This is a genomic window from Pelomonas sp. BJYL3 (assembly GCF_027257975.1).
GTDB lineage: Bacteria > Pseudomonadota > Gammaproteobacteria > Burkholderiales > Burkholderiaceae_C > Roseateles_B > Roseateles_B flavus.
The window spans coordinates 30,105-50,735 of the sequence record NZ_JANZKX010000004.1; the positions used below are offsets into that span (position 1 = coordinate 30,105).

17 protein-coding genes are annotated in these 20,631 nt (G+C 69.8%); 12 read left to right on the forward strand and 5 right to left on the reverse strand.

The features are described 5' to 3' along the window. The first annotated feature begins 58 nt into the window (after window positions 1-58). From tssM to O9Y01_RS13770, 3 genes are read left to right on the forward strand one after another with little or no spacing between them, the layout of a single operon-like run. Complete coding sequence (tssM, locus tag O9Y01_RS13760) at window positions 59-3,892, forward strand: type VI secretion system membrane subunit TssM (protein WP_269632168.1); 3,834 nt, start codon at window positions 59-61, stop codon at window positions 3,890-3,892. A 3-nt stretch (window positions 3,893-3,895) separates the two neighbouring features. Further along, a complete protein-coding gene (gene tagF / locus O9Y01_RS13765) occupies window positions 3,896-4,891 on the forward strand; it encodes a type VI secretion system-associated protein TagF (RefSeq protein ID WP_269632169.1) in 996 nt (331 codons plus the stop codon). A gap of 7 nt (window positions 4,892-4,898) precedes the next feature. Beyond that, entirely contained in the window at window positions 4,899-5,699 is an 801-nt protein-coding gene (locus tag O9Y01_RS13770; RefSeq protein WP_430765602.1) for an OmpA family protein, read from the forward strand. 104 nt (window positions 5,700-5,803) lie between these two features. Here O9Y01_RS13770 and tssA read toward each other — a convergent pair whose 3' ends face one another. Further along, window positions 5,804-6,868, reverse strand: a complete 1,065-nt coding sequence (gene tssA / locus O9Y01_RS13775; RefSeq protein WP_269632171.1) for a type VI secretion system protein TssA — start codon at window positions 6,866-6,868, stop codon at window positions 5,804-5,806. Window positions 6,869-7,294: 426 nt separating this feature from the next. On the opposite strand from tssA, the gene O9Y01_RS13780 reads away from it, so the two are divergent. Next, entirely contained in the window at window positions 7,295-9,163 is a 1,869-nt protein-coding gene (locus O9Y01_RS13780) for a phosphoenolpyruvate carboxykinase (GTP) (RefSeq protein ID WP_269632172.1), read from the forward strand. 104 nt (window positions 9,164-9,267) lie between these two features. Here the strand turns inward: O9Y01_RS13780 and O9Y01_RS13785 are convergent, their stop codons facing one another. Continuing rightward, entirely contained in the window at window positions 9,268-9,486 is a 219-nt protein-coding gene (locus O9Y01_RS13785; RefSeq protein WP_269632173.1) for a DUF6289 family protein, read from the reverse strand. Window positions 9,487-9,669: 183 nt separating this feature from the next. Then, complete coding sequence (locus tag O9Y01_RS13790) at window positions 9,670-9,909, reverse strand: hypothetical protein (protein WP_183105918.1); 240 nt, start codon at window positions 9,907-9,909, stop codon at window positions 9,670-9,672. 121 nt (window positions 9,910-10,030) lie between these two features. Between O9Y01_RS13790 and O9Y01_RS13795 the strand changes: the two genes are divergently transcribed. The 4 genes from O9Y01_RS13795 to O9Y01_RS13810 all read left to right on the forward strand — a co-directional run bounded on the left by O9Y01_RS13795 (window position 10,031) and on the right by O9Y01_RS13810 (window position 13,120). Then, window positions 10,031-10,966 carry a LysR family transcriptional regulator gene (locus tag O9Y01_RS13795; RefSeq protein WP_269632174.1) on the forward strand — a complete coding sequence of 312 codons (936 nt, stop codon included), beginning with the start codon at window positions 10,031-10,033 and terminating at the stop codon, window positions 10,964-10,966. A gap of 34 nt (window positions 10,967-11,000) precedes the next feature. After that, window positions 11,001-11,756: a UPF0149 family protein gene (locus O9Y01_RS13800; RefSeq protein ID WP_269632175.1), complete on the forward strand. Its 756-nt coding sequence runs from the start codon at window positions 11,001-11,003 to the stop codon at window positions 11,754-11,756. Window positions 11,757-11,807: 51 nt separating this feature from the next. Continuing rightward, the gene (locus O9Y01_RS13805) at window positions 11,808-12,581 is read left to right on the forward strand and encodes a metallophosphoesterase (protein ID WP_269632176.1); all 774 of its coding nucleotides are present in this window, start codon (window positions 11,808-11,810) and stop codon (window positions 12,579-12,581) included. 116 nt (window positions 12,582-12,697) lie between these two features. Beyond that, window positions 12,698-13,120: a universal stress protein gene (locus O9Y01_RS13810; protein WP_269632177.1), complete on the forward strand. Its 423-nt coding sequence runs from the start codon at window positions 12,698-12,700 to the stop codon at window positions 13,118-13,120. A gap of 45 nt (window positions 13,121-13,165) precedes the next feature. Here the strand turns inward: O9Y01_RS13810 and O9Y01_RS13815 are convergent, their stop codons facing one another. After that, on the reverse strand, window positions 13,166-13,393 hold the full coding sequence (locus tag O9Y01_RS13815) for a hypothetical protein (RefSeq protein ID WP_269632178.1): 228 nt from the start codon (window positions 13,391-13,393) through the stop codon (window positions 13,166-13,168). A 296-nt stretch (window positions 13,394-13,689) separates the two neighbouring features. Then, window positions 13,690-14,646: a LysR family transcriptional regulator ArgP gene (locus O9Y01_RS13820; protein ID WP_269632180.1), complete on the reverse strand. Its 957-nt coding sequence runs from the start codon at window positions 14,644-14,646 to the stop codon at window positions 13,690-13,692. Window positions 14,647-14,838: 192 nt separating this feature from the next. Here O9Y01_RS13820 and O9Y01_RS13825 point away from each other — a divergent pair, with 192 nt between their 5' ends. The 4 genes from O9Y01_RS13825 (at window position 14,839) to O9Y01_RS13840 (ending at window position 20,613) form a co-directional block, all read left to right on the forward strand. Next, window positions 14,839-16,155, forward strand: coding sequence for a D-amino acid dehydrogenase (locus O9Y01_RS13825; protein WP_269632181.1), 1,317 nt, complete (start codon window positions 14,839-14,841; stop codon window positions 16,153-16,155). Between the two features lie 84 nt (window positions 16,156-16,239). Next, window positions 16,240-17,565 carry an Hsp70 family protein gene (locus tag O9Y01_RS13830; protein WP_269632182.1) on the forward strand — a complete coding sequence of 442 codons (1,326 nt, stop codon included), beginning with the start codon at window positions 16,240-16,242 and terminating at the stop codon, window positions 17,563-17,565. 61 nt (window positions 17,566-17,626) lie between these two features. Continuing rightward, the gene (locus O9Y01_RS13835; RefSeq protein ID WP_269632183.1) at window positions 17,627-18,157 is read left to right on the forward strand and encodes a GNAT family N-acetyltransferase; all 531 of its coding nucleotides are present in this window, start codon (window positions 17,627-17,629) and stop codon (window positions 18,155-18,157) included. Beyond that, window positions 18,154-20,613, forward strand: coding sequence for an alpha/beta hydrolase family protein (locus O9Y01_RS13840; protein ID WP_269632184.1), 2,460 nt, complete (start codon window positions 18,154-18,156; stop codon window positions 20,611-20,613). Before O9Y01_RS13835 ends, O9Y01_RS13840 begins: the two co-directional genes overlap by 4 nt. Window positions 20,614-20,631 lie beyond the last annotated feature (18 nt).

Consider the following 20,631-nt stretch of genomic DNA (forward strand, 5'->3'; position numbering starts at 1 on the left):
CACGGCGATGGCTGGGCGCACCCGTCGCCAAACGGGCAGCGAACAAATTGGTTAGCAAATGCAACGACTCTGGTCCTTTCTGTTCGACACGCGGGTGATCGCGGTGATCGGCCTGGCTGCCCTGGCAGCCTTTCTTTTCCTGGGGGCCGAGACGCTGCAGCTGACGCTGTACTGGGCCCTGCTGATCCTGCTCCTGGCGGTGCTGGTCTGGGGCGGCGTGCAGCTGCTGCGCTGGCGCAAGGAGCGGCGCGCGGCGCAGGCGCTCGAACAGGCCGTGGACCAGCAGGCCGTGGCCGCCGGCAAGGCGCTCGGCGCCCACAAGCAGGCCGAGGCCCAGGACCTGCGCGAGCGCATGCGCGATGCCATCCGCATGCTCAAGACCTCCCGCATCGGCCAGCACCGCGGCTCGGCGGCGCTGTACGAGCTGCCCTGGTACATGATCATCGGCAATCCCGCGGCCGGCAAAAGCACGGCGGTGGCACGCTCGGGCCTGCACTTCCCGCTGGGCGATCCATCAGAGAACATCATCCAGGGTGTGGGCGGCACCCGCAGCTGTGACTGGTTCTTCACCTCCCAGGGCATCCTTCTGGACACCGCGGGCCGCTACTCGGTCTACGAGGAAGACCGTGCCGAATGGCGCAGCTTCCTGGGCCTGCTGCGCAAGCACCGACCCAAGGCGCCGATCAATGGCATCCTGATCGCCGTGAGCCTGGCGGAGCTGCGTGGGCAGCCTGCCAACGCCGTCGTCGACCTGGCCAAGCGCCTGCGCCAGCGCGTGCAGGAGCTGACCGAGACGCTCGAGGTGGTGGCGCCGGTCTACCTGGTCTTCACCAAGGCGGACCTGGTCGCCGGCTTCACCGAGTTCTTCGAGGGCAGCCAGCCCGAGGAGCAGGAGAAGGCCTGGGGGGCCACCCTCCCCTATGACGACCAGACCAACGCCCAGGCCCTGCAGCGCTTCCAGAGCCACTTCGACACCCTCGTCGATGGCCTGAAGGCCGCCAGCGTGGCCCGCCTGAGCCTGCATCGCGGCGAAGAGCTGCCGCCGGGCCTGCTGGCCTTCCCGGACGAATTCGCATCCCTGAAGCCCGCCCTGCGCAGCTTCGTGGCCACCCTCTTCGAGGACAACCCCTACCAGTTCTGCCCGGTGCTGCGCGGCTTCTACTTCACCTGCGCCGTCATCGAGGGGGAATCTCGCAGCAGCTGCGCCGAGAAGGTCGCCCAGCGCTTCCGCCTGAGCGGATCGCTGCCGGCCCTGCGCAAGCAGGCCCCCACCGCCCAGGGCATGTTCCTCAAGGACCTGTTCACCAAGGTCATCTTCGAGGACCGCAACCTGGTCCGCCAGTACACCTCGCGCCACAAGGTCCGGCTGCGCATGGCCAGCTTTGCCGGCGGCGCCCTGACCCTGGGCCTGCTGCTGAGCCTGTGGACCTGGTCCTATATGGGCAACCGCCAGTGGGTGGCCAGCGTGCAGGCCGACCTTCAGAAGGTGCAGATGCTGCAGAAGGGCCGCACCGACGTTGCCGCGCGCATGGAGGCGCTGGAGCTCATCTCCGACCGCCTCGCCCAGCTGGAGACCCTGCAGCGCGAGCGCCCCTGGAGCCTGTCCTTCGGCCTGTTCCAGGGCCAGGCGGTGGAGCAGCAGCTGCGCCGCGAGTACCTGGCAGGGCTCAAGGAACTCGTGCTCAAGCCGGCTGCCGGCGAGATGGAGTCCTATCTGCGCGAGGTCGCCCGTCACAGTGCGCAGGACCTGCAGGCGTCCACCCCGGCCGCCGGCGCCTCGGCACCGGCCGGTACGGCGCCTGCCGCAGCGACCGCGCGGCCTGCGTCCACCCTGTACCAGCAGGCCTCGGCACTCAATGCCGACGAGGCCTACAACGCCCTCAAGGCCTACCTGATGCTGGCCGAGCCCGAGCGCATCGAGCCCAGCGTGTTCAGCGACCAGGTGACGCGCTTCTGGCGCCAGTGGCTGGAGGCCAATCGCGAAGGACAGTCCCGCGAGGAACTGGTGCGCGGCGCCGAGAAGCTGCTGGCCTTCATGGGCACGCAGCTGAACCGCCCCGGCTTCCCGGCGGTGGCCATGAACCACAGCGTGGTCGACCAGTCCCGCGAGCTGCTGCGCCAGGTGGTCAAGGGGCTGCCGGCGCGCGAGCGTGTCTACGCCGAGATCCGCGCCCGGGCCGCTGCGCGCTATGCGCCGGTGTCCGTGGCCCGCATCGTGGGCGATGCCGGTCGCAGCAGCCTGCAGGGCAGTCGCGTGGTCAGCGGCGCCTTCACCCGCGAGGCCTGGACAGGCTATGTGCAGTCCGCCATCGACGATGCGGCCAACAAGGAGTTGCAGGCCGAGGACTGGGTCCTCAAGACGGCCCAGCGCGACGACCTCACCCTGGAAGGCAGCCCCGAACAGGTGAAGCGCGCCCTGGTCCAGCTCTACAAGGCCGAGTACGCGACCGAGTGGCGCCGCTTCGTGCAGGACATCAGCGTGCCGGAGTTCGCGAGCTTCGAGCAGGCCCAGCAACAGATGAACGTGCTGGGCGACCCCCAGCAGTCGCCGATCGGCAAGGTGCTGCAGCGTGTCTGGGACGAAACCGCCTGGGACAACCCCGGCCTGCTCAACGGCAAGCTGTCCGAAGGCCGCGAAGGCGTGCTGAACTGGATCAAGCAGCGCCTCTTCGGCCAGGCCCCCGTGCAGGTCGAGGTGAAACTGGAAGCCCCCAAGGCCGAGATCGCGCTGGGCCCCATCGGCAAGGAGTTCGGCAGTCTGCAGCGGGTGATGGTGGCGGCCGATGGCCAGTCGGCGCTGCTGAAGTCCTACCTGGAATCGCTGGGCAAGCTGCGCGCCCGTTTCAACCAGATGAAGAACCAGGGCGACCCCGGCCCCGCCGCGCGCCAGCTGCTGCAGCTGACGTTGGAAGGCCAGGGCTCGGAACTGGTGGACGCCCTCAAGCTGGTGGACGAGCAGATGCTCAGCGGCATGCCCGACAACACGCGCGCCGTGCTGCGCCCCATGCTTGTGCGGCCGCTGCAGCAGTCTTTCGCCGTGCTGGTGCCGACTGCCGAGCAGGAGATCAACCGCGTCTGGCAGGCCCAGGTCTACGAGCCCTTCCAGAAGCAGCTGGCCGGCAAGTACCCCTTCTCCTCCAGTTCACGCATCGAGGCAGCACCGGCCGACATCGCCAAGGTTTTCGGCGCCCAGGGCGCCATCGCCAAGTTCGCGGACCAGACCCTGGCAGGCCTGGTGAATCGCCGCGGCGACACCCTGCAGGCCCGGACCTGGGGCGAGCAGGGCATCCGCCTGCTGCCCGAGTTCAGTACGGCCTTCGGCAGCTGGATGGCCGGCGGTGAAGCCGCCGGCGGCTCGGCAGCCACGGCAGGCGCCGGCGGGGGAGCGGCGGCTGACGCCACCCAGTTCGAGATCCAGGCCCTGCCCGCGCCCGGCCTGAGCGAATACACGCTGGAGATCGACGGCCAGGTCCTGCGCTACCGCAACAGCGCGCCGCAATGGGTCAGCTTCGTCTCGCCCTCGCGTCAGGGTGCGCCCGGCGTGAAGATCAGCGGCGTCGACTTCGAGGGTCGTCCGGTGAGCTTCCTGGAAGAGCCCGGCGGCATGGGCCTGCAACGCATGGTGGAAGCGGCCCAGAAGCGCAAAACGCCCGAGGGCCTGCACGAGCTGCGCTGGACCCAGGGGAAGCTCAGCGTGGCCGTGATGCTGCGCCTGGTGCGCCAGGCCGCCGGCACCGGGGGGCCCGCCACGGCCGGCGCATCGCCTGGCATGAGCGGCATGGCCGCCCTGCGAGGCCTGACCCTGCCGGCCCAGGTCGTGGGCCAGCTCGGCGGCGAGGCCCGCCAGGCCAATGCGGGCGCCACCCGCACCACGCCGGCGAACGGAGGCTGAGCCATGATGAGCACACTGGCCTCCGCCTGGCCCCTCATCTACTTCGGCAAACTGCCCTGCCGTGGCGACTTCATCCGCTCCAGCACCGGTCAGGCCCTGATCGCGCGCCTGGACCCCTGGTTCTCCCAGACCCTGGCCCGCCTGGCTCACGACGTGCGCTGGCGCCTGCTCTGGGAAGCGTGCCCGCCGGTGGACTTTGCCGTGCTGGGCTCGCGCAGCCAGGTCGGACTGCTGGGCCAGATCCGCGCCAGCCAGGACGCCTCGGGCCGGCTGTTCCCCTTCTCCATGACCGCCCAGTTCCCGACGACCCAGCCCATGAGCTGGCTGGGCGAGGGCAGCCTGCAGCTGGGTCCGGCGTGGGAGACGCTGGATGCGCTGGGCCAATCCCTCGTGCGGGCCGACAGCTACGACGCCGTCCAGGCCCTCATGAGCCGCACGCAGGCCCTGGAGGTTCCTCCGGCCGACGCCGCCTGCCGGGCCCAATGGCAGGCCCTGGTGGAAGAGCAGGGCTTGCTGGACCTGGAGCTGGGCATGTCCAGCGACGGCCGGCAGGTGGACCTGCGCCGCTGCGTGATCGCCCTGGGCATCCTGCTGGAGCCGCTGCGCCAGGAGGGCCCGCAGGCCCTGGCCAAGGGGCTGCGCCTGCCCATGCCCATGGAGGAACCGCTGCGCAGCCAGGCCCTGGCCTTCTGGCTGCGGCTGCTGTCCAGCCAGGTTCAGCACCAGGGCGTGGAGCTGGCACTGATGCTGCCGCGTCGCGCCCCTCAATGGCTGTTGCTCAGCTTCCACGGCGCCAGCACACGCGCTCTTTGCGCGGCCCTGCATCCCGACATGGCCCAGGAAGACATGATCAGCCTGGACGAACCCCTGTGGGTGGATGACTGCCTGGGAGAGTGGCGTGAACTGATGCGCTGGTCCGCGGAGCTGGAGCATCCCGGCCTCTCGCTGCGCGAGGTGCTGCGTGGCTTCGAGACCGTGTTTGGCAATGATGGACGGTGAACAGATGGTGAAGCGATTGAACTCCCCCACGCGGGCCCTGGGCCTGGGCCTGGCGGCGCTGGCCCTGCAGGCCTGGAGCGCGCCGGCCACCGTGCCGCCGCCCAAGGCGGCGCGGCCCGTCGTCGCCAGTGGCGAAGTGCCTGACGAGGCCACCAAGGCCGCCGTGCTGCAGCGCCTGCGGGACCAGTACGGCGCCGACCAGGTGGTCAACGAGCTGCAGGTCAGCGGGGTGCAGATGCCGCCCAACTGGCTGCAGCACGTGCAGAAGCTGCTCGCGGACCCTCTCCTCAAGCAGGTGCGAAATGGCCAGCTGATCGTGCGCGGCCAGCAGGTGGAGCTGCAGGGCGAGGTCGCCTCGGAGGCGCTGCGCCAGGATGTCGCCCAGTCCCTGTCCCAGCAGCTCAATGGGGCCTACAGCCTCAAGAACGCCTTGCGCGTGGGCAGCACGGAGCAGGGCCAGCTCGACCAGGTGCTGGCGGGCCGCATCGTCGAATTCGAGCCGGGCAGCGCCGTGCTGCGGCCGCAGGGCATGGCCCTGCTGGACGAGATCGGCAGCGTGCTGCAGTCGGTGCAGGGCAAGCGCGTGCAGATCGTCGGCCACACCGACGGCCAGGGCGAGCGGGCGAGCAACATCACGCTGTCGCTGGCACGGGCCGACGCCGTGCGGCAGTACCTGGTGCAGAAGCACCGCTTGCCGGCCCAGCAGCTGTCCATCGACGGCGTGGGGCCCGACCAGCCGGTGGCGAGCAACGCCACGGAAGAAGGCCGCGCCCGGAACCGCAGGATCGAGTTCCGCGCCGGGATCTGAGCGCCCAGGCCGCTGCGTTCGCCAGAGGCCGGCCCGGGCAGGCGCCGGCGGGCCTCGCCACGGGCCGCCAGGTACGGGCCCGCCCACGCCCTGGCGCTGACGGGCTACTCCTGTTGATGCGGGGGCTCGGTGCCCAGCAGCTCTTCCAGCGCGCCCAGGGTGCCGCCATCCTTGACCACATGGCGCAGCCACTCGTGCAGAGGCATGTCGCCCCAGCGCGCGGCCTTGTCGGCCAGGTAGGCCACCGGGCTGTGAGGCTCGGTGCGGCGGAAGAAGGCCGCCACCTCACGCAGCTGCTGCAGCGCCTGCTGGCGGCTCTGCAGCGGGCCGGCGGCCGCGGGGGCAAGGGCGCCGCGCGGCGACTCTGAGCCCGCGTCCTGCGGCTCGGCCTGCGACGGTGCGGATGCGCCGCCATCAGGTGCCAGGCCGGCGTCGCGCAAGGTGCGCTCGATCTGGCGACGGGCGTCGTCCAGCTGGTCCAGGGTCTTGCTGAATCCGGGCGCCTCGGCACCCATGGCGGCATCCACCCAGGCCTGCAGTCGGCGCAGCTCCTCGAGGATCTGCTCGGCCGCCGCACGCGCCTGCTGCAGCTGCGCGGCCGGTGTGTCCTTCAGGGCCTTGGCCACCCGGTCCGGCGTGGGCTGGGTCTCGTCCAGCTGCTGCTGCAGCTGGGGATCTCGTTCCAGGCGCTGGGCCCAGTGGCGAGCGGCCGCCATGTCCTGCAGGCTGTAGGCGTCACGCCCCCGGCCCAGCAGCCGGGCCTGCTGTGCACCGCGCTCCACGGTCTGCAGCAGCCAGCGCAACACGCCGGCGCGCTCGTCCCAGTCGCCGTCTTCGACACGCGGGTGGAGCTCGGCCCAGAAGGCTTCGCAGAGATCCACCCAGTCCCGCAGCCCGCGGGCCAGGCCGGGCCAGGCTTCCAGATGGCCGAGGGCTTCCAGCCGCCAGCTGGCGAGGCGCAAATCCTTGCTGCGCTGCGTAAGCAACTGCTCACTTTGCTTCAGCACGGCGGGCCAGTCGGCCACCCGCAGGCTGGTCACCCATTCCCCCTGGTCCAGGCTGGGGTCGTCCTGCTCGCGCAGCTTATGGATGGTGTCGAACTCGGGGGAGAAGGAGAGATCCTCACCGGCCGGATGGTCCGGCGAAATGGGGCCGAGCAGGCTTTGCATGGTGTCTGGAGGCTCAAGGGAGCAGGCGGAGCCCGGATTGTCCGGAGCCGCCCTGCCCGCTGCTGTATGGAAAAGTTACGGTGCGATCTGCGGACTGTCGCCCCGGCGACCGTGCCCGGCGCTCCGATGCCTGAAGCTGCGATATCTATTCCGGAAACGCATGAAGGGCGCCGGCAGGGGAGTTACCGCGTGATTACATTGCGGTGACAATCGATTCCCCACCCGCCGCAACCCGGCGGTGGACACCCCGCCGGGCTGAACATGAGGCTCGGCAAGTGCCTGACATCGAGAGGCAGACCGGCGATCCGGCTGCGTTTTCGAAGCGGCATTGGGCCAGGCCCGGCCCGCATTCCCCCCCGCTTCACTGCCCCGGGGCTGCTGTCCGAGCCTGACCCAATTCTGCTTTTCAACATTGAAGGACTTGCCATGAACCAACCCGTGATGGAAGGGCTGCGCCTGAACGTGCCCGCCTATGTCAAGCACCAGCGCCTGATCGCCTGGGTGGCGGAGATCGCCGCCCTGACCCAGGCCAGGGACGTCTACTGGTGCGACGGCAGCCAGGAAGAGTACGACCGCCTCTGCCAGCAGCTGGTCGACGCCGGTACCTTCAAGAAACTCAACCCGGCCAAGCGCGCCAACAGCTACCTCGCCTGCAGCGACCCCAGCGACGTCGCCCGCGTGGAAGACCGCACCTTCATCTGCTCGCAGAAGAAGGAAGACGCCGGCCCCACCAACAACTGGATGGCCCCGGCCGAGATGCGCGAGCTGCTGCAGACCGGTGACCAGGCTCTCTTCAAGGGCGCCATGAAGGGCCGCACGCTGTACGTCGTGCCCTTCAGCATGGGCCCCATCGGCTCGCCCATCGCCCACATCGGCGTGGAGCTCTCGGACAGCCCCTATGTCGCCGTGAACATGCGCATCATGACCCGCATGGGCAAGGCCGTGCTGGACGTGCTGGGTGACAACGGCGCCTTCGTGCCCTGCGTGCACACCGTGGGCGCGCCGCTGGAAGCCGGCCAGGCCGACGTCAAGTGGCCCTGCAACAAGACCAAGTACATCGTCCACTACCCCGAGACCCGCGAGATCTGGTCCTATGGTTCGGGCTACGGCGGCAACGCCCTGCTGGGCAAGAAGTGCTTTGCGCTGCGCATCGCTTCCACCATGGGCCGTGACCAGGGCTGGCTGGCCGAGCACATGCTGATCCTGGGCCTGACCTCACCCGAGGGCAAGAAGTACCACTTCGCCGCCGCCTTCCCCAGCGCCTGCGGCAAGACCAACTTCTCCATGCTGATCCCGCCCAAGGCCTTCGATGGCTGGAAGGTGACCACCGTGGGCGACGACATCGCCTGGATCAAGCCCGGCGCCGACGGTCGCCTGTACGCGATCAATCCGGAAGCCGGCTACTTCGGCGTCGCCCCCGGCACCAACACGCTGACCAACTACAACTGCATGGCCAGCCTGAACAAGGACGTCATCTTCACCAACGTCGCGCTGACCGACGATGGCGACGTCTGGTGGGAGTCCATGACCGACACCCCGCCGGCCCACCTGATCGACTGGCAGGGCAAGGACTGGACGCCCGCCATCGCCAAGGAGACCGGCGCCAAGGCCGCCCATCCGAACGCCCGCTTCACCGTGGCCGCCACCAACAACCCGGCCCTGGACCCCGACTGGAACAATCCGGCCGGCGTGCCCATCGACGGCTTCATCTTCGGCGGCCGCCGTTCGACGACCGTGCCCCTGGTGACCGAGGCCCGCGACTGGGTGGAAGGCGTCTACATGGCCGCCACCATGGGCTCCGAGACCACCGCCGCGGCCGCCGGCCAGCAGGGCGTGGTGCGCCGCGACCCCTTCGCCATGCTGCCCTTCATGGGCTACAACATGGCCGACTACTTCCAGCACTGGCTGGATCTGGGCAAGAAGCTGGCCGACAGCGGCGCCACCCTGCCCAAGATCTTCTGCGTCAACTGGTTCCGCAAGGGCGCCGACGGCAAGTTCGTCTGGCCCGGCTACGGCGAGAACATGCGCGTGCTGAAGTGGATGCTGGACCGCGTGACCGGCAGCCAGTCCGGTGAGGAGCACGTCTTCGGCGTGACCCCGCGCTACGAAGACCTGAACTGGGAAGGCCTGAGCTTCACGAAGGAGCAGTTCGACGTCGCCACCCGCATCGACAAGGCCGACTGGGCCGCCGAGCTGAAGCTGCACGACGAGCTCTTTGCCCAGCTGGCCTACCACCTGCCGGCCGAGCTGCCGGCCACCAAGGCCAAGATCGAGCAGCGCCTGGCCGCCGAGTAATCACCCGGCCTCAGCGCCTGCCGACCACGAAAAAGCCCGCTCGGATCCGAGCGGGCTTTTTTACTGCCGGCCTGACTCAGGTCCGGATTCAGGCCCGAATCCGCTCAAGGACATTCCCAGGAATCCACGACACGCTGGTTGGCCGTGACAGTGCCCCAGCGGTCGTAGGTCTGCCCGATACAGCTGCGAGCCAGCCCGCCCACGACCTGGCCCTGCCCGTCCAGGAATTCCAGCCGGACGCCGTAGCTGGGGCGCGCCCAGGCCGCACTCAGACCCAGAGCCGCGACCAGGGCCAGACACAGGGCCATCCATTTGCGCTTCATAAGCTCCTCCACGATTGACGTCACCCAAGCGGCGACCCAAGGAGCGTAACTTTCTTGTTAGCCGCACAGATCAGGGAATCCTCGCTGGCGCCCCAGGCCGCGATCAGACGCAAAAAAACCTGCCGGCTTCATCAGCGGGCAGGCTCAACAGAGCAAGACGGCACGAAGGCCGTTGCAGGAGACTCAGTCCTTGCGGGCGTGGGCGGCGCGCAGTTCGGCAGCAAAGCTGGGCATGCTGTCTTCGTACTGGGCGGCCAGGGCCAGCAGTTCGCGCTCTTCGCGGGCAGCCTTGGCGGCAGCCAGATGAGCCTGGACCTTGGCGATCAGGCTCAGCCACAGGCGGGCGCCGATGGCAGCGAAGGAACCCCCATGACGAACGGTGCGGTGCAGGGGCAGACCGAAGGTTTGGGTGGCGACGCTCATGATTTGACTTCCTTGTGGGTGTTGTGGGCACCAGGGTGTGGTGCGATGGGATGAATTCTGGGGTAAACCCTAGACATTCTCCAAATGAATTGTTTGCATTTGCTCTATAAACACTGTTCATATGAGCTTTCGCAACCTCGACCTCAACCTGCTGCGCGTCTTCGATGCCGTGATGGCCGAGCGCAACCTCACCCGGGCGGCCGAGCGCCTGGCCATGACCCAGCCGGCGGTCAGCCACGCATTGAAGCGCCTGCGCGAGGCGCTGGGCGAGGAGCTCTTCGTCCGGCAGGCCTTTGGCATGAAGCCCACCTCGCGGGCGGAAGGGCTGTGGCCCGAGGTGCGCCAGGCCCTGGACCGCCTGCGGGCGGTGCTGGATCCGCGCGAGTACCTGCCCGCCAGCGAGGACGCCACCTTCCAGATCGCCATGGCCGACGCCACCGCCGCCCTGGTGCTGCCGCCGCTGGTGGCGGATCTGGAGGCCCAGCAGGCCCGGGCGCGCGTCCATGTGCTGCCGCTGACCACCCGCGATCCCCGCAGCCTGCTGGAACAGGGCGAGGCGGACTTCGCCCTGGGCTACTTCCCTCAGGCCGTCGCCGCCTTGCAGGGCCAGGGCCAGCTGGCAGCCATCCGCCAGCACCGGCTGTACGAGAGCCAGTACGTCTGCGTGATGCGCAGGGACCACCCCCTGGCCCAGGCGCCCCTGGACCTGGAGACCTACTGCGCCGCCCACCACCTCCTGGTGAGCTTCTCGGGCCGCCCGCACGGCTTCGTGGACGAATCCCTGGCGGCGTTGGGCCGCAGCCGGCGCATCGTGCTGACGGTCAATCAGTTCTTCACCGCCGGCCGCGTGGTGGCCCAGTCCGACCTGCTGACGGTGCTGCCTGCGCGCTTCATGAGCGCCACCGGCTACAAGAGCGAGCTGATCGAGCGCCCCCTGCCCTTCGCCCTCGCGCCGGTGCACGTGGACATGCTCTGGCACATGCGCAACGAGGACCGCCCGCCCCAGCGCTGGCTGCGGGAACGCCTGCTGCTGGCCGCGGCGCTGGCAGCGTCCTGAACGGCGGACGACAGCGATCAGCGACAATCGCCGGATGAGCAAGATCGCCGACCTGAACGACGCCGAGTTCGCCGAACTCGACGAACTGCTGGCCACCACGCCCGCACCCCTGCAAGCCCTGGACGCCTCCATGCTGGACGGCTACCTCTGCGGCGTGCTGGTCCAGCCCCGCCTGATCGAGATCGAGGAATGGCTGCCGCCCATCTTCGACTACGACGGCGGCGAGCTGCCGGCCGATGCCGACCCGACGTGGCTGGCCCGCATCCAGGAGCTGGTGCTGCGCCGCCATGCCGCGCTGAACCGCAGCCTGGCCGAGCACGGCTGGTTCGACCCGGTCGTGCTGGATCTCGATGCCGAAGCCGCCGCGGCGGCCGAGTCCGGCGAGCAGCCCGAAGCTGACGCGGCCGATGACGAGCAGCTCTCGCCCATCGCCCGCACCCTGCTGCCCTGGGTGGCCGGCTTCCAGCATGCCGCCCTGTGCTTCCCCGAGCTGAGCGAGCTGGACGACGAAGGCGTGATGAACGCCATGGCGCGCCTGTACCGCCACCTGCCGGCGGAGACGGCAGAGGAGAAGGAAATCGTCGCCACCCTGGACCGCGAGCACCCGCTCAAGGACATCGACGACGCCATCGAGGACCTGGTGGTCAACGTGGCCGATCTCTACGACCTCACCACCGACCTGCGCTACAAGGTCGAGGCGGTGCGCCGTGACACGCCCAAGGTGGGCCGCAACGACCCCTGCCCCTGCGGCTCGGGCCGCAAGTACAAGCAGTGCCACGGCGCCAATTGAGCGCCGGCCGCCGGCTCCGCCCGGGGTTGGCGTCGCTGCGATGACATCGCCATGAAGCTGCAGATCCTCTCGGACCTCCACATGGAGACCGAGGCCTTCGAGCCCCAGCCGGCGCCCGGCGCCGAGCTGCTGGTGCTGGCCGGCGACGTTGACAGCAGCTGGCGCGGCCTCTCGGCCTTCGCCGGTTGGCCGGTGCCGGTGCTGTTCGTGCCGGGCAACCACGAGTACGACCAGCGCGAAATCCGCGAGACCGGCCCCGTGCTGCGCCGCGAATGCGAGCGCCTGGGCCTGCGCATGCTCGATGACGAGGCCCTGGTGCTGGACGACAGCCAGGGCCGCCGCATCCGCTTCCTGGGCTCCACGCGCTGGAGCGATTTCGATGTCTTCGGCAGCGCCCAGCGCGAGCGTGCCATGCGCGCGGCCGGCTATTTCCAGCGCGTCATGGCGGCCCGGCTGGACGGCCAGCCCTTCGATGCCGAGGCCGTGCGACGCCTGGGCCTGGAGAACCGCGCCTGGCTGGAGCGCACGCTGCCGGTGACCGGCGGCGAGACCGTGGACGCCACCGTGGTCATCACCCATTTCGCCCCGAGCCTGAAGAGCGCCGACCCACGCTACGGCAAGCAGCCCGGCACCGCCAGCTTCTGCAATGACGATGAGGCGCTGATGCCCGGCGTGCAACTGTGGATCCACGGCCATCTGCATTGCCGGCACGACTATCACGTGAGCCACGCCCTGGGCCAGACCCGCGTGATCTGCAACGCCCGCGGCCACGGCCGCAAAGGAGAGGCCGCGGACTACGACCCGCTGCGCTGCGTCGAGGTCTGAAGGTCGAACGGAGCGCCCCGGCGCTTGAGATGCGTCAATCCGCGCCCCGTAGCCTGTGCCAGACTGGCGCCTGCACCCTCATCCACAAGACGCCTCAACAGGCGGGGAGATATGGCATGAAGATTCTGGTCGCCGTTGACGGCAGCTCCTTTACCAAGCGCATGCTGGCCTACCTGGTCGCGCATGATGAATGGCTGGGCAACGCCCACCAGTACACCGTGCTGCATGCGGTCCCGGCGGTGCCACCCCGCGCCGCCGCGGTGCTGGACAAGGCCGTGCTCAAGTCCTACTACGACGACGAAGCCGAGAAGGTGCTCAAGACCGTCCGTACCTTCTTCGAGAAGCAGAAGGTGCGTGCCGAGTTCATCAGCAAGGTGGGCCCGGCGGCCGATGTGATCGGCGCCGCCGCCAACAAGGGCAAGTTCGACCTGCTGCTGATGGGCTCGCATGGCCACAGCACCCTCGGCAATCTGGTGCTGGGCTCGGTGGCCACCAAGGTCATGAGCCAGACGGACGTGCCCGTGCTGTTGGTGCGCTGACCGGGCGGCCCCCGGTCCGCCCCTTAGGGCCGGCACCGGGCACATCTAGCCCCGGCGATGCAACCAGGCCAGCGGCGACTCGCCGCTGCTCACCGGCACGGCCTGGGACGACTCCAGGGTCTGGTAGTCGCTGGTGCGCCGAAATGAGTCAGCCTCATCCTCGAGCGTGACCTCCAGGCCGAAGGCGGTGCCCATGTCCGCCGGGTCCTGGACCGGGCGATTGCTGGGCTGACGGCGGAAGAATCGCAGTGCGGCGGCAGGGGCAAATCGCATGGTGGACCTCGTCTTACAGCTGGGCGAGAAACGGGCGGGAGGCCCGATTCCATCGCGTTTCCGGCGCGTATTGCGCTGGATCACGCAGGGTTCCAGTGTGCGCGTCCCAGCGCCCGCAGATACCCCCAAATTGGGTGGAAAACGACGCGCAGTTGGCAAAAACGCACGCGCTTTCAAAGTGATGCAACTGCATGGCTTTGTTGCCGGTGTCATCCGTGCATTCCCGGTGACTTTGGCCGGCCCTGCCCGAAAGGGCATCCCCGCCGTCTGGCCGGCCGCAAGACCGGGCCCGGCGCCTAGCTGGCAGACCGGCGGCGGGACGGCAAGGGCTTGAGCGCCCCCTTGGCGCCCGCGCTGAGCGCCTGTCCGACCTGGTCCAGCAGGGCGACACGCCCCGGCGCGGGAGCGGCCTCACTGACCAGCTTCCATTGATGCCAGTACAGCGTCAGGTCGACGCTGACCTCGGGCCGCAGGGGCTGCAGCTGCCGCTTGCGCACCCCCTCGCGCACCTGCAGCTCCGGCACCACCGCGATGCCCCAGCCCATGCACGCGGCCCGCACGATGGCGTCGCTGGACGGCACGTAGCGTTCCTTCAGGCGCGGGTGGCGCACGCCGAAGGCCTTGCTGATCCACTGGACCTGGTTGTCGTCCTTGCGGTTGAAGACCAGGAAGGGCTGCTGCGCGAAGTTGGCCTCGTTGAGCCCCGAGGGCAGCTGGCGGGCGACGAAGTCCGGGCTGGCCACGGCCACATAGGACATCACCCCGAGCGGCTGGACCACGCAGCCCCGCAGTGCCTGCTGGACGGTGCTGACGCAGCCCAGCACCTCGCCCTGGCGCAGCCAGTCGTGGGTGAAGTCCTGGTCGTCGACGATCAACTCCAGGCCGAAGCCCTCGCGCAGGCCCTGCTGCACCAGGCCGTCCAGTGCGGGCAGCACCCAGGTTGCGAGGCTGTCGGCGTTGACGGCGATGGGCAGGCGCTCGTGCGGCGTCACCTGGCTGCCCAGCTCGCGGGCGACGTCAGTGCGCAAGGCCTGGAGCTGGCGGGCGAAGCGCAACAGCACCTTGCCCGGCTCCGTCAACCGCAGGGGCCGGGAGCGCACCACCAGCAGCTGGCCGACCTGGGCCTCGAGGCTGCGCAGGCGCTGGGACACGGCGCTCTGCGTCACGCTCAGGCGCTGGGCGGCGCGCTCGAAGCTGCGCTCGTCCGCCAGGGCGGCCAGGCAGTCGAGTCCGGCGGAATCCAGGTCTTTCATAAGTTCAATTAATGTAGCGCGAGAAATATGAATGGCGCTTCTTGATTTCCATCAGGCTGCGGAGAATGCGCCAGCCGTGTCGGGCCTCACGCCCGCGTCGGATTCCAGCCCTCTTCCCCCTTCAACTCGATCGCCCGAGCGTCGATCATTCGGGAATCCCGCCCGCGGGCTTCCTTCGCAGGAGCAGTACAGATGAAAGTCGTCGTTCTGGGTGCAGGCATCATCGGCGTCGCCACCGCCTGGTATCTGCTGGAGGAGGGGCACGAGGTGGTCGTGGTCGACCGCCAGGAAGACGCGGCCATGGAAACCAGCTTCGCCAACGGCGCGCAGATCTCCGTGAGCTTCTGCGAGCCCTGGGCCAATGCCGGCGCGCCCTTCAAGGTGGCCAAGTGGCTGCTGCGCGACGACTCCCCCCTGCTGTTCCGCCCGCGCCTGGAAGTCGCCCAGTGGCGCTGGGGCCTGAGCTTCCTGACCCAGTGCACCAATGCCGCCTTCGAGCGCAATGTGGAGCAGCTGGTGCGCCTGGGCCGCTACAGCCATGAATCGCTGAAGTCCCTGGTGGCGCAGACGGGCATCGAGTACGAGCGCCTGGAGCGCGGCATCCTGCACTTCTTCTCCAGCCAGGCCGACTTCGACGCCGGCGCCGCCGGTGCCGAGGTGATGCGCGCCCACGGCGTGGACCGCCGCGTGCTGAGCCGCGACGAAGTACTCAAGGTCGAGCCCGCGCTGCGCGCCTTCGGCAACAACATCTTCGGCGGCACCTTCACGCCCAGCGACGAATCCGGCGACGCCCGCGTCTTCACCCAGAAGCTGGCCCAGGCCTGCATCGCCCGCGGCGCGACCTTCCTCTACGGCCACGACATCCTGGCCTTGCAGCGCGAGGGTCAGGCCGTCAGCGGCGCCCAGATCGCCCACGTGCGCACCGGCCAGAAGAGCGTGGTGAAGGGCGATGCCTTCGTGGCCGCCATGGCCTCCTACACGCCGCAGCTGCTCAAGCCGCTGGGCGAGTTCCTCAACATCTACCCCGCCAAGGGCTACTCGGCCACCCTGCGCCTGAAGAAGCCTGAGCAGGCCAGCGTGGTCAGCCTGCTGGACGACACCCGCAAGATCGCCATCTCCCGCCTGGGCGACTACGTGCGCATCGCCGGCACCGCCGAGCTCGTGGGCCTGGACACCAGCCTGGACACGCCCACCTCGCGCGTGCGCTGCGACGCCCTGGTCAAGCGCTACGAGGAGCTCTTCCCCGGCGTGGCCGACCTCGGCGAGCGCAACTACTGGACCGGCCTGCGCCCCAGCACGCCGACCAACATCCCCTACATCGGCCGCTCGAAGAAGGTGTCCAACCTCTGGCTCAATGCCGGCCACGGCACCCTGGGCTGGACGCATGGCGCCGGCTCCGGCCGCGCGCTGGCCGAGCTGATGAGCGGCAAGCGCCCGGCGCTGGAGGGCTTTGGCTTCTACGGCGACGCGCTGCCGGCCGCGCCGGCGCGCCGCATGGCCACGGCCTGATCACCCGGTCGCCGCCGCGGGCCAGGCCGCGGCGGGCGGCATGACTACAATCCGCGCCCCGCTTCTGCATTTCTGGGCGCTGTCATGTCTGCCTCCTCCCGCGCCACCGGCTTCTGTGCCATCGACTTCGGCACCTCCAACTCCGCCATCGCCATTCCCGACGCCAACGGGGACAGCGGGGCCATGCGCCTGGTCGAGCTCGAGCCCGGGCGGCTGACCATGCCCACGGCGGTCTTCTACTTCGCCGAAGGCCGCCATGACGCCGACGGACCGCCCCGCGCCTTCGGCCGCGCCGCGCTCGCCGCCTACGTGGAAGGGGCGGACGGCCGCCTGATGCGCTCCATGAAAAGCATCCTGGGCTCGGCCCTGATCGACCAGACCACGGACGTGGGTGGCGGCCGCGGCGTGAAGTACTTCGACATGCTGGCCGGCTACCTCAAGCGCCTGAAGCGCCAGGCCGAGGCCAGCGCCGGCCATGCCATCGATCGCGTGGTGCTGGGCCGCCCGGTCTTCTTCGTCGACGAAGAGCCCGCGCGCGACGCCGCCGCCCAGGCCTCGCTGGAGGCCGCCGCGCGCGCCGTGGGCTTCACCGACATCCACTTCCAGTTCGAGCCCATCGCCGCGGCCTTCGACTACGAACGCCAGGCGCCGCGCGAGCAGCGCGTGCTGGTGGCCGACATCGGCGGCGGCACCTCGGACTTCTCGGTGGTGCGCGTGGGTCCGGAGCGCATGGCGCGCCTGGACCGCCGCGAGGACATCCTGGCCAGCCACGGCGTGCACATTGCCGGCACGGACTTCGACCGCCACGTGGAGCTGGCCGCCATCCTGCCGGAGTTCGGCTACCGCAGCCTGGGCCCGGCCAAGCCCGGCCAGACCCCGCGCGAGGTGCCCAGCGGCGTCTACTTCGACCTGGCCACCTGGCATCTGATCAACACCGTCTACAGCCCGGGCCGCGTGGCCGAGCTGCGCGGCATGCGCAGCTTCTACGGCGACACCCGCCACCACGACCGCCTCATGACCGTGCTGGAAGACCGCATGGGCCACGAGCTGGCGGGCCGCGCCGAGGACGCCAAGATCGCCGTCGCCGCAGGCGGGGAGGTCTCGGTGGACCTGGGCCTGATCGAGCCGGGCCTGACGGTGGGCTTCAGCGCCGTGGGCGCGCAGCAGGCGCTGGGCCGGGACATCGAGCGCATCGCCGAAGCCGGCCGCGAGACCGTGGCCCTGGCGGGCCTGAGGCTGGACCAGATCGATGCCCTCTACTTCACCGGCGGCTCCACCGGGCTGCTGCCGCTGGCGGAACGCATCGCCGCCGACTACCCCGCGGCCCGGCGCATCCAGGGCGACGCCTTCGCCTCGGTGGCCAGCGGCCTGGGGCTGCATGCCGCACGCCTGTTCAAGACCGCGTCCTGACCCGCTGCCGGCGCAGCGCCGTCCCTGCTAGATTTCAGGGCTTTGCCACGCGCCGCAGACCATGCAGACCGCCTTGCTCCGTGACCTGGACCTGACCCGACCCGACGAGATCGAGCGGGTCGCCCAGGGCATGCGCCAGACCCTCATCGAGGTCGAGGGCGAGGCCCGCGGCACGGCGATGTACACGCTGGACTGGCTGCGCGATCGGGTGCGCTGGCACCTGGATCCGGCGCAGACGCAGGCCCGCGTCGTGCTGGCCCTCGGCGCGCGGGGCGAGGTCCTGGCCCACACCATCTTCCGCGTCGAAGGCCCGGCCGAGGCGCGCTTCGGGCTGATCTCCACCACCTACGTCTGGCCCGCCCACCGCCGGGCCGGCCTGGCCGCCCGCCTGCTGCAATGCGCCGAGGACTGGTTCCTCGCGCAGGGTCTGGCGCGCTGCTGCACCTGGACCTCGTCCACCAACAAGCCCCTGATCGCGCTGTACCACCGCCACGGCTATGTGCAGACCGACCAGGGACCCAACGACCTGACGGGCACGCTGATGATCCAGCTGTCCAAGCCCCTCCTCTCCACGGAAGCCTTGAAGTCATGATCCGTCCCCTCCGTCCCTCGATGGCCCCCCTGAGCCTCGCACTGGCCCTGGCCTTCGGCACGCTGATGCCCATGCAGGCCCGCGCTGGCGACGCCGCCCCGGCCGCCAGCGCCGTGAGCCGCTACCAGCAGCCCAGCCCGGCCCTGCGCGCCGTTCTGGATGCGCCGGGCCTGCCCACCCACAGCCTCTCGCCGGACCAGAAGACCCTGGCCGTGCAGCGCAGCCAGCGCTACCGCCAGGTGGCGGATCTGGCGCGACCGGCGCTCAAGCTGGCCGGCATGCGCATCGACCCCGCGGCCCATGCGCCCCTGCTGAGCACGCCCTCGCTGGAATCCCTGGTGCTGCGACCGCTGGACGGCGGCGCCGAGCGCCCGGTCGCCCTGCCGCCCGGCGGCGGCTTCCACCACCTGCGCTGGTCACCCGACGGCCGGCACTTCCTGCTGAACCGCCGCACGCCGGCCGGCGTGGAGCTCTGGCTGGGCCAGGCGGCCAACGGCGCGCTGAAGAAGGTGCAAGGCCTTCAGCTCAACACCGTGCTGGAACAGGACGTGGCCTGGCAGGGCCCCGAAACCCTGCTGGTGCTGGCCGTGCCGGCCAAGCTCGGCCCGGCGCCACGCTTCGAGGCCCCGGACGGCCCGACCGTGCAGGAATCCCTGGGCCGCCAGTCGCCTGAACGCACGCTGCAGGACCTGCTGAAGAACGCGCAGGACGAAGCCCTGTTCGCCCACTACGCCCGCTCCCAGCTGACGCGCGTGAACCTGCGCACCGGCCAGCTGCAGCCACTGGGCGAACCGGGCCTCTTCGCCTCCCTCCAGGCGGTTGGCACGCAGGGTCAGGTCTTGACCGAGCGCCTGCGCCAGCCCTTCAGCTACCAGGTCACCTGGCAGGACTTCGGGCGCGAGGTCGAGCTGCGCGATGCCGAAGGCCGCGTGCTGCGTGCGCTGGCGCCGATCGCGCTGAAGAAGGACGTGCCGGTGGACGGCGTGATCACCGGCCCGCGCCACTACACCGGCTCGCCGGGTGCGGACGCCGCGCTGTACTGGATCGAGGCCCTGGACGGCGGCGATCCCCGCCGCAAGGCCGAGCACCGCGACCGCCTGATGCGCCTGGCCGCGCCCTACACCGGCGAGCCACAGGAGCTGCATCGCAGCGTGGGCCGGGTCTCGATGATGGAGTTCCTCGAAGGCGGCCGCCAGGCCATGCAGGCCGACGTGGACCGCGACCGCCAGTGGATGCGCCTGAGCCTGCTGGACCTCGGCCCCACGCCGGCCCCGGCCCGCCTGCTCAGCGAGCGCTCGCTGCGCGACCGCTACAAGGACATCGGCCAGCCCCTGCGCCGGATGCAGGCCAACGGCCGCCAGGCGCTGCGCGTGGACGAGGGCGCGCTGTGGCTGGTCGGCGCTGGCGCCAGCCCGGAGGGCGAACGACCCTTCCTGGACCGCATGCAGCTGGCCGACGGCCAGGTGCAGCGCCTCTACCGCGCCGGCGGCAGCCACTACGAACGCCCGGTGACGGTGCTCGATGCCCGCGGCGAGCGCGTGCTGTTCAGCCGCGAGAGCACCAGCGAGGTTCCGCAGCTGGTGCTGCGCAGCGGCGCGGCCCTGGCCCAGATGCAGGCCCTCACCCGCTACACCGACCCGGCCCCGCAGCTGCGCGACATCCAGCGCGAACTGGTGAAGTTCAAGCGGGCCGACGGCGTGGAGCTGTCCTTCTGGCTCTACAAGCCGCCCGGCTACCAGGCCGGCGAGCGCCGCCCGACCTTCGTCTGGGCCTACCCGCTGGAGTTCACGGACGCGTCGGTGGCCGGCCAGGTCAGCGGCTCGGGCAATCGCTTCACCAGCTTCGGCACGAGCAGCCCGCTGATGCTGCTGCTGGATGGCTACGTGGTGCTGATGGACGCCACCATGCCCGTGGTGGGCGACCCCAAGACGGTCAACGACAGCTTCATCGCCCAGATCACCAGCAATGCCCAGGCCATCATCGACAAGGCCGTCGAGCTGGGCGTCAGCTCACGCGACCACATGGTGGTGGGCGGCCACAGCTACGGCGCCTTCATGACGGCCAACCTGCTGGCGCACACCGACCTCTTCAAGGCCGGCATCGCCCGCAGCGGCGCCTACAACCGCTCGCTGACGCCCTTCGGCTTCCAGAGCGAGCAGCGCACCTACTGGGAGGCGCAGGACGTCTACCAGCGGCTCTCGCCCTTCAACTATGCGGACAAGCTCAAGGAGCCGCTGCTGCTGATCCACGGCGACAGCGACGACAACCCCGGCACCTTCCCCCTCCAGAGCCAGCGGCTGTACCAGGCACTGGCCGGCACGGGGGGCCATGTGCGCTTCGTGTCCCTGCCCTATGAGGGCCATGGCTACACGGCGCGCGAGTCCATCGGGCACACGCTGTGGGAAATGAGCGAGTGGATGAAGCGCCAGGTGGGCGAGGGCAAGCCGCTGAACTGAGGTCGCGCAAGACCTGCC

What these genes read in the sequence shown, in the direction of transcription:
- tssM (WP_269632168.1), top strand. Translation starts at nt 59, where the DNA reads ATGCAACGACTCTGGTCCTTTCTGTTCGACACGCGGGTGATCGCGGTG.
- tagF (WP_269632169.1), top strand. Translation starts at nt 3,896, where the DNA reads ATGATGAGCACACTGGCCTCCGCCTGGCCCCTCATCTACTTCGGCAAA.
- tssA (WP_269632171.1), bottom strand. Translation starts at nt 6,868, where the DNA reads ATGCAAAGCCTGCTCGGCCCCATTTCGCCGGACCATCCGGCCGGTGAG.
- O9Y01_RS13780 (WP_269632172.1), top strand. Translation starts at nt 7,295, where the DNA reads ATGAACCAACCCGTGATGGAAGGGCTGCGCCTGAACGTGCCCGCCTAT.
- O9Y01_RS13785 (WP_269632173.1), bottom strand. Translation starts at nt 9,486, where the DNA reads ATGAAGCGCAAATGGATGGCCCTGTGTCTGGCCCTGGTCGCGGCTCTG.
- O9Y01_RS13790 (WP_183105918.1), bottom strand. Translation starts at nt 9,909, where the DNA reads ATGAGCGTCGCCACCCAAACCTTCGGTCTGCCCCTGCACCGCACCGTT.
- O9Y01_RS13795 (WP_269632174.1), top strand. Translation starts at nt 10,031, where the DNA reads ATGAGCTTTCGCAACCTCGACCTCAACCTGCTGCGCGTCTTCGATGCC.
- O9Y01_RS13800 (WP_269632175.1), top strand. Translation starts at nt 11,001, where the DNA reads ATGAGCAAGATCGCCGACCTGAACGACGCCGAGTTCGCCGAACTCGAC.
- O9Y01_RS13805 (WP_269632176.1), top strand. Translation starts at nt 11,808, where the DNA reads ATGAAGCTGCAGATCCTCTCGGACCTCCACATGGAGACCGAGGCCTTC.
- O9Y01_RS13810 (WP_269632177.1), top strand. Translation starts at nt 12,698, where the DNA reads ATGAAGATTCTGGTCGCCGTTGACGGCAGCTCCTTTACCAAGCGCATG.
- O9Y01_RS13815 (WP_269632178.1), bottom strand. Translation starts at nt 13,393, where the DNA reads ATGCGATTTGCCCCTGCCGCCGCACTGCGATTCTTCCGCCGTCAGCCC.
- O9Y01_RS13820 (WP_269632180.1), bottom strand. Translation starts at nt 14,646, where the DNA reads ATGAAAGACCTGGATTCCGCCGGACTCGACTGCCTGGCCGCCCTGGCG.
- O9Y01_RS13825 (WP_269632181.1), top strand. Translation starts at nt 14,839, where the DNA reads ATGAAAGTCGTCGTTCTGGGTGCAGGCATCATCGGCGTCGCCACCGCC.
- O9Y01_RS13830 (WP_269632182.1), top strand. Translation starts at nt 16,240, where the DNA reads ATGTCTGCCTCCTCCCGCGCCACCGGCTTCTGTGCCATCGACTTCGGC.
- O9Y01_RS13835 (WP_269632183.1), top strand. Translation starts at nt 17,627, where the DNA reads ATGCAGACCGCCTTGCTCCGTGACCTGGACCTGACCCGACCCGACGAG.
- O9Y01_RS13840 (WP_269632184.1), top strand. Translation starts at nt 18,154, where the DNA reads ATGATCCGTCCCCTCCGTCCCTCGATGGCCCCCCTGAGCCTCGCACTG.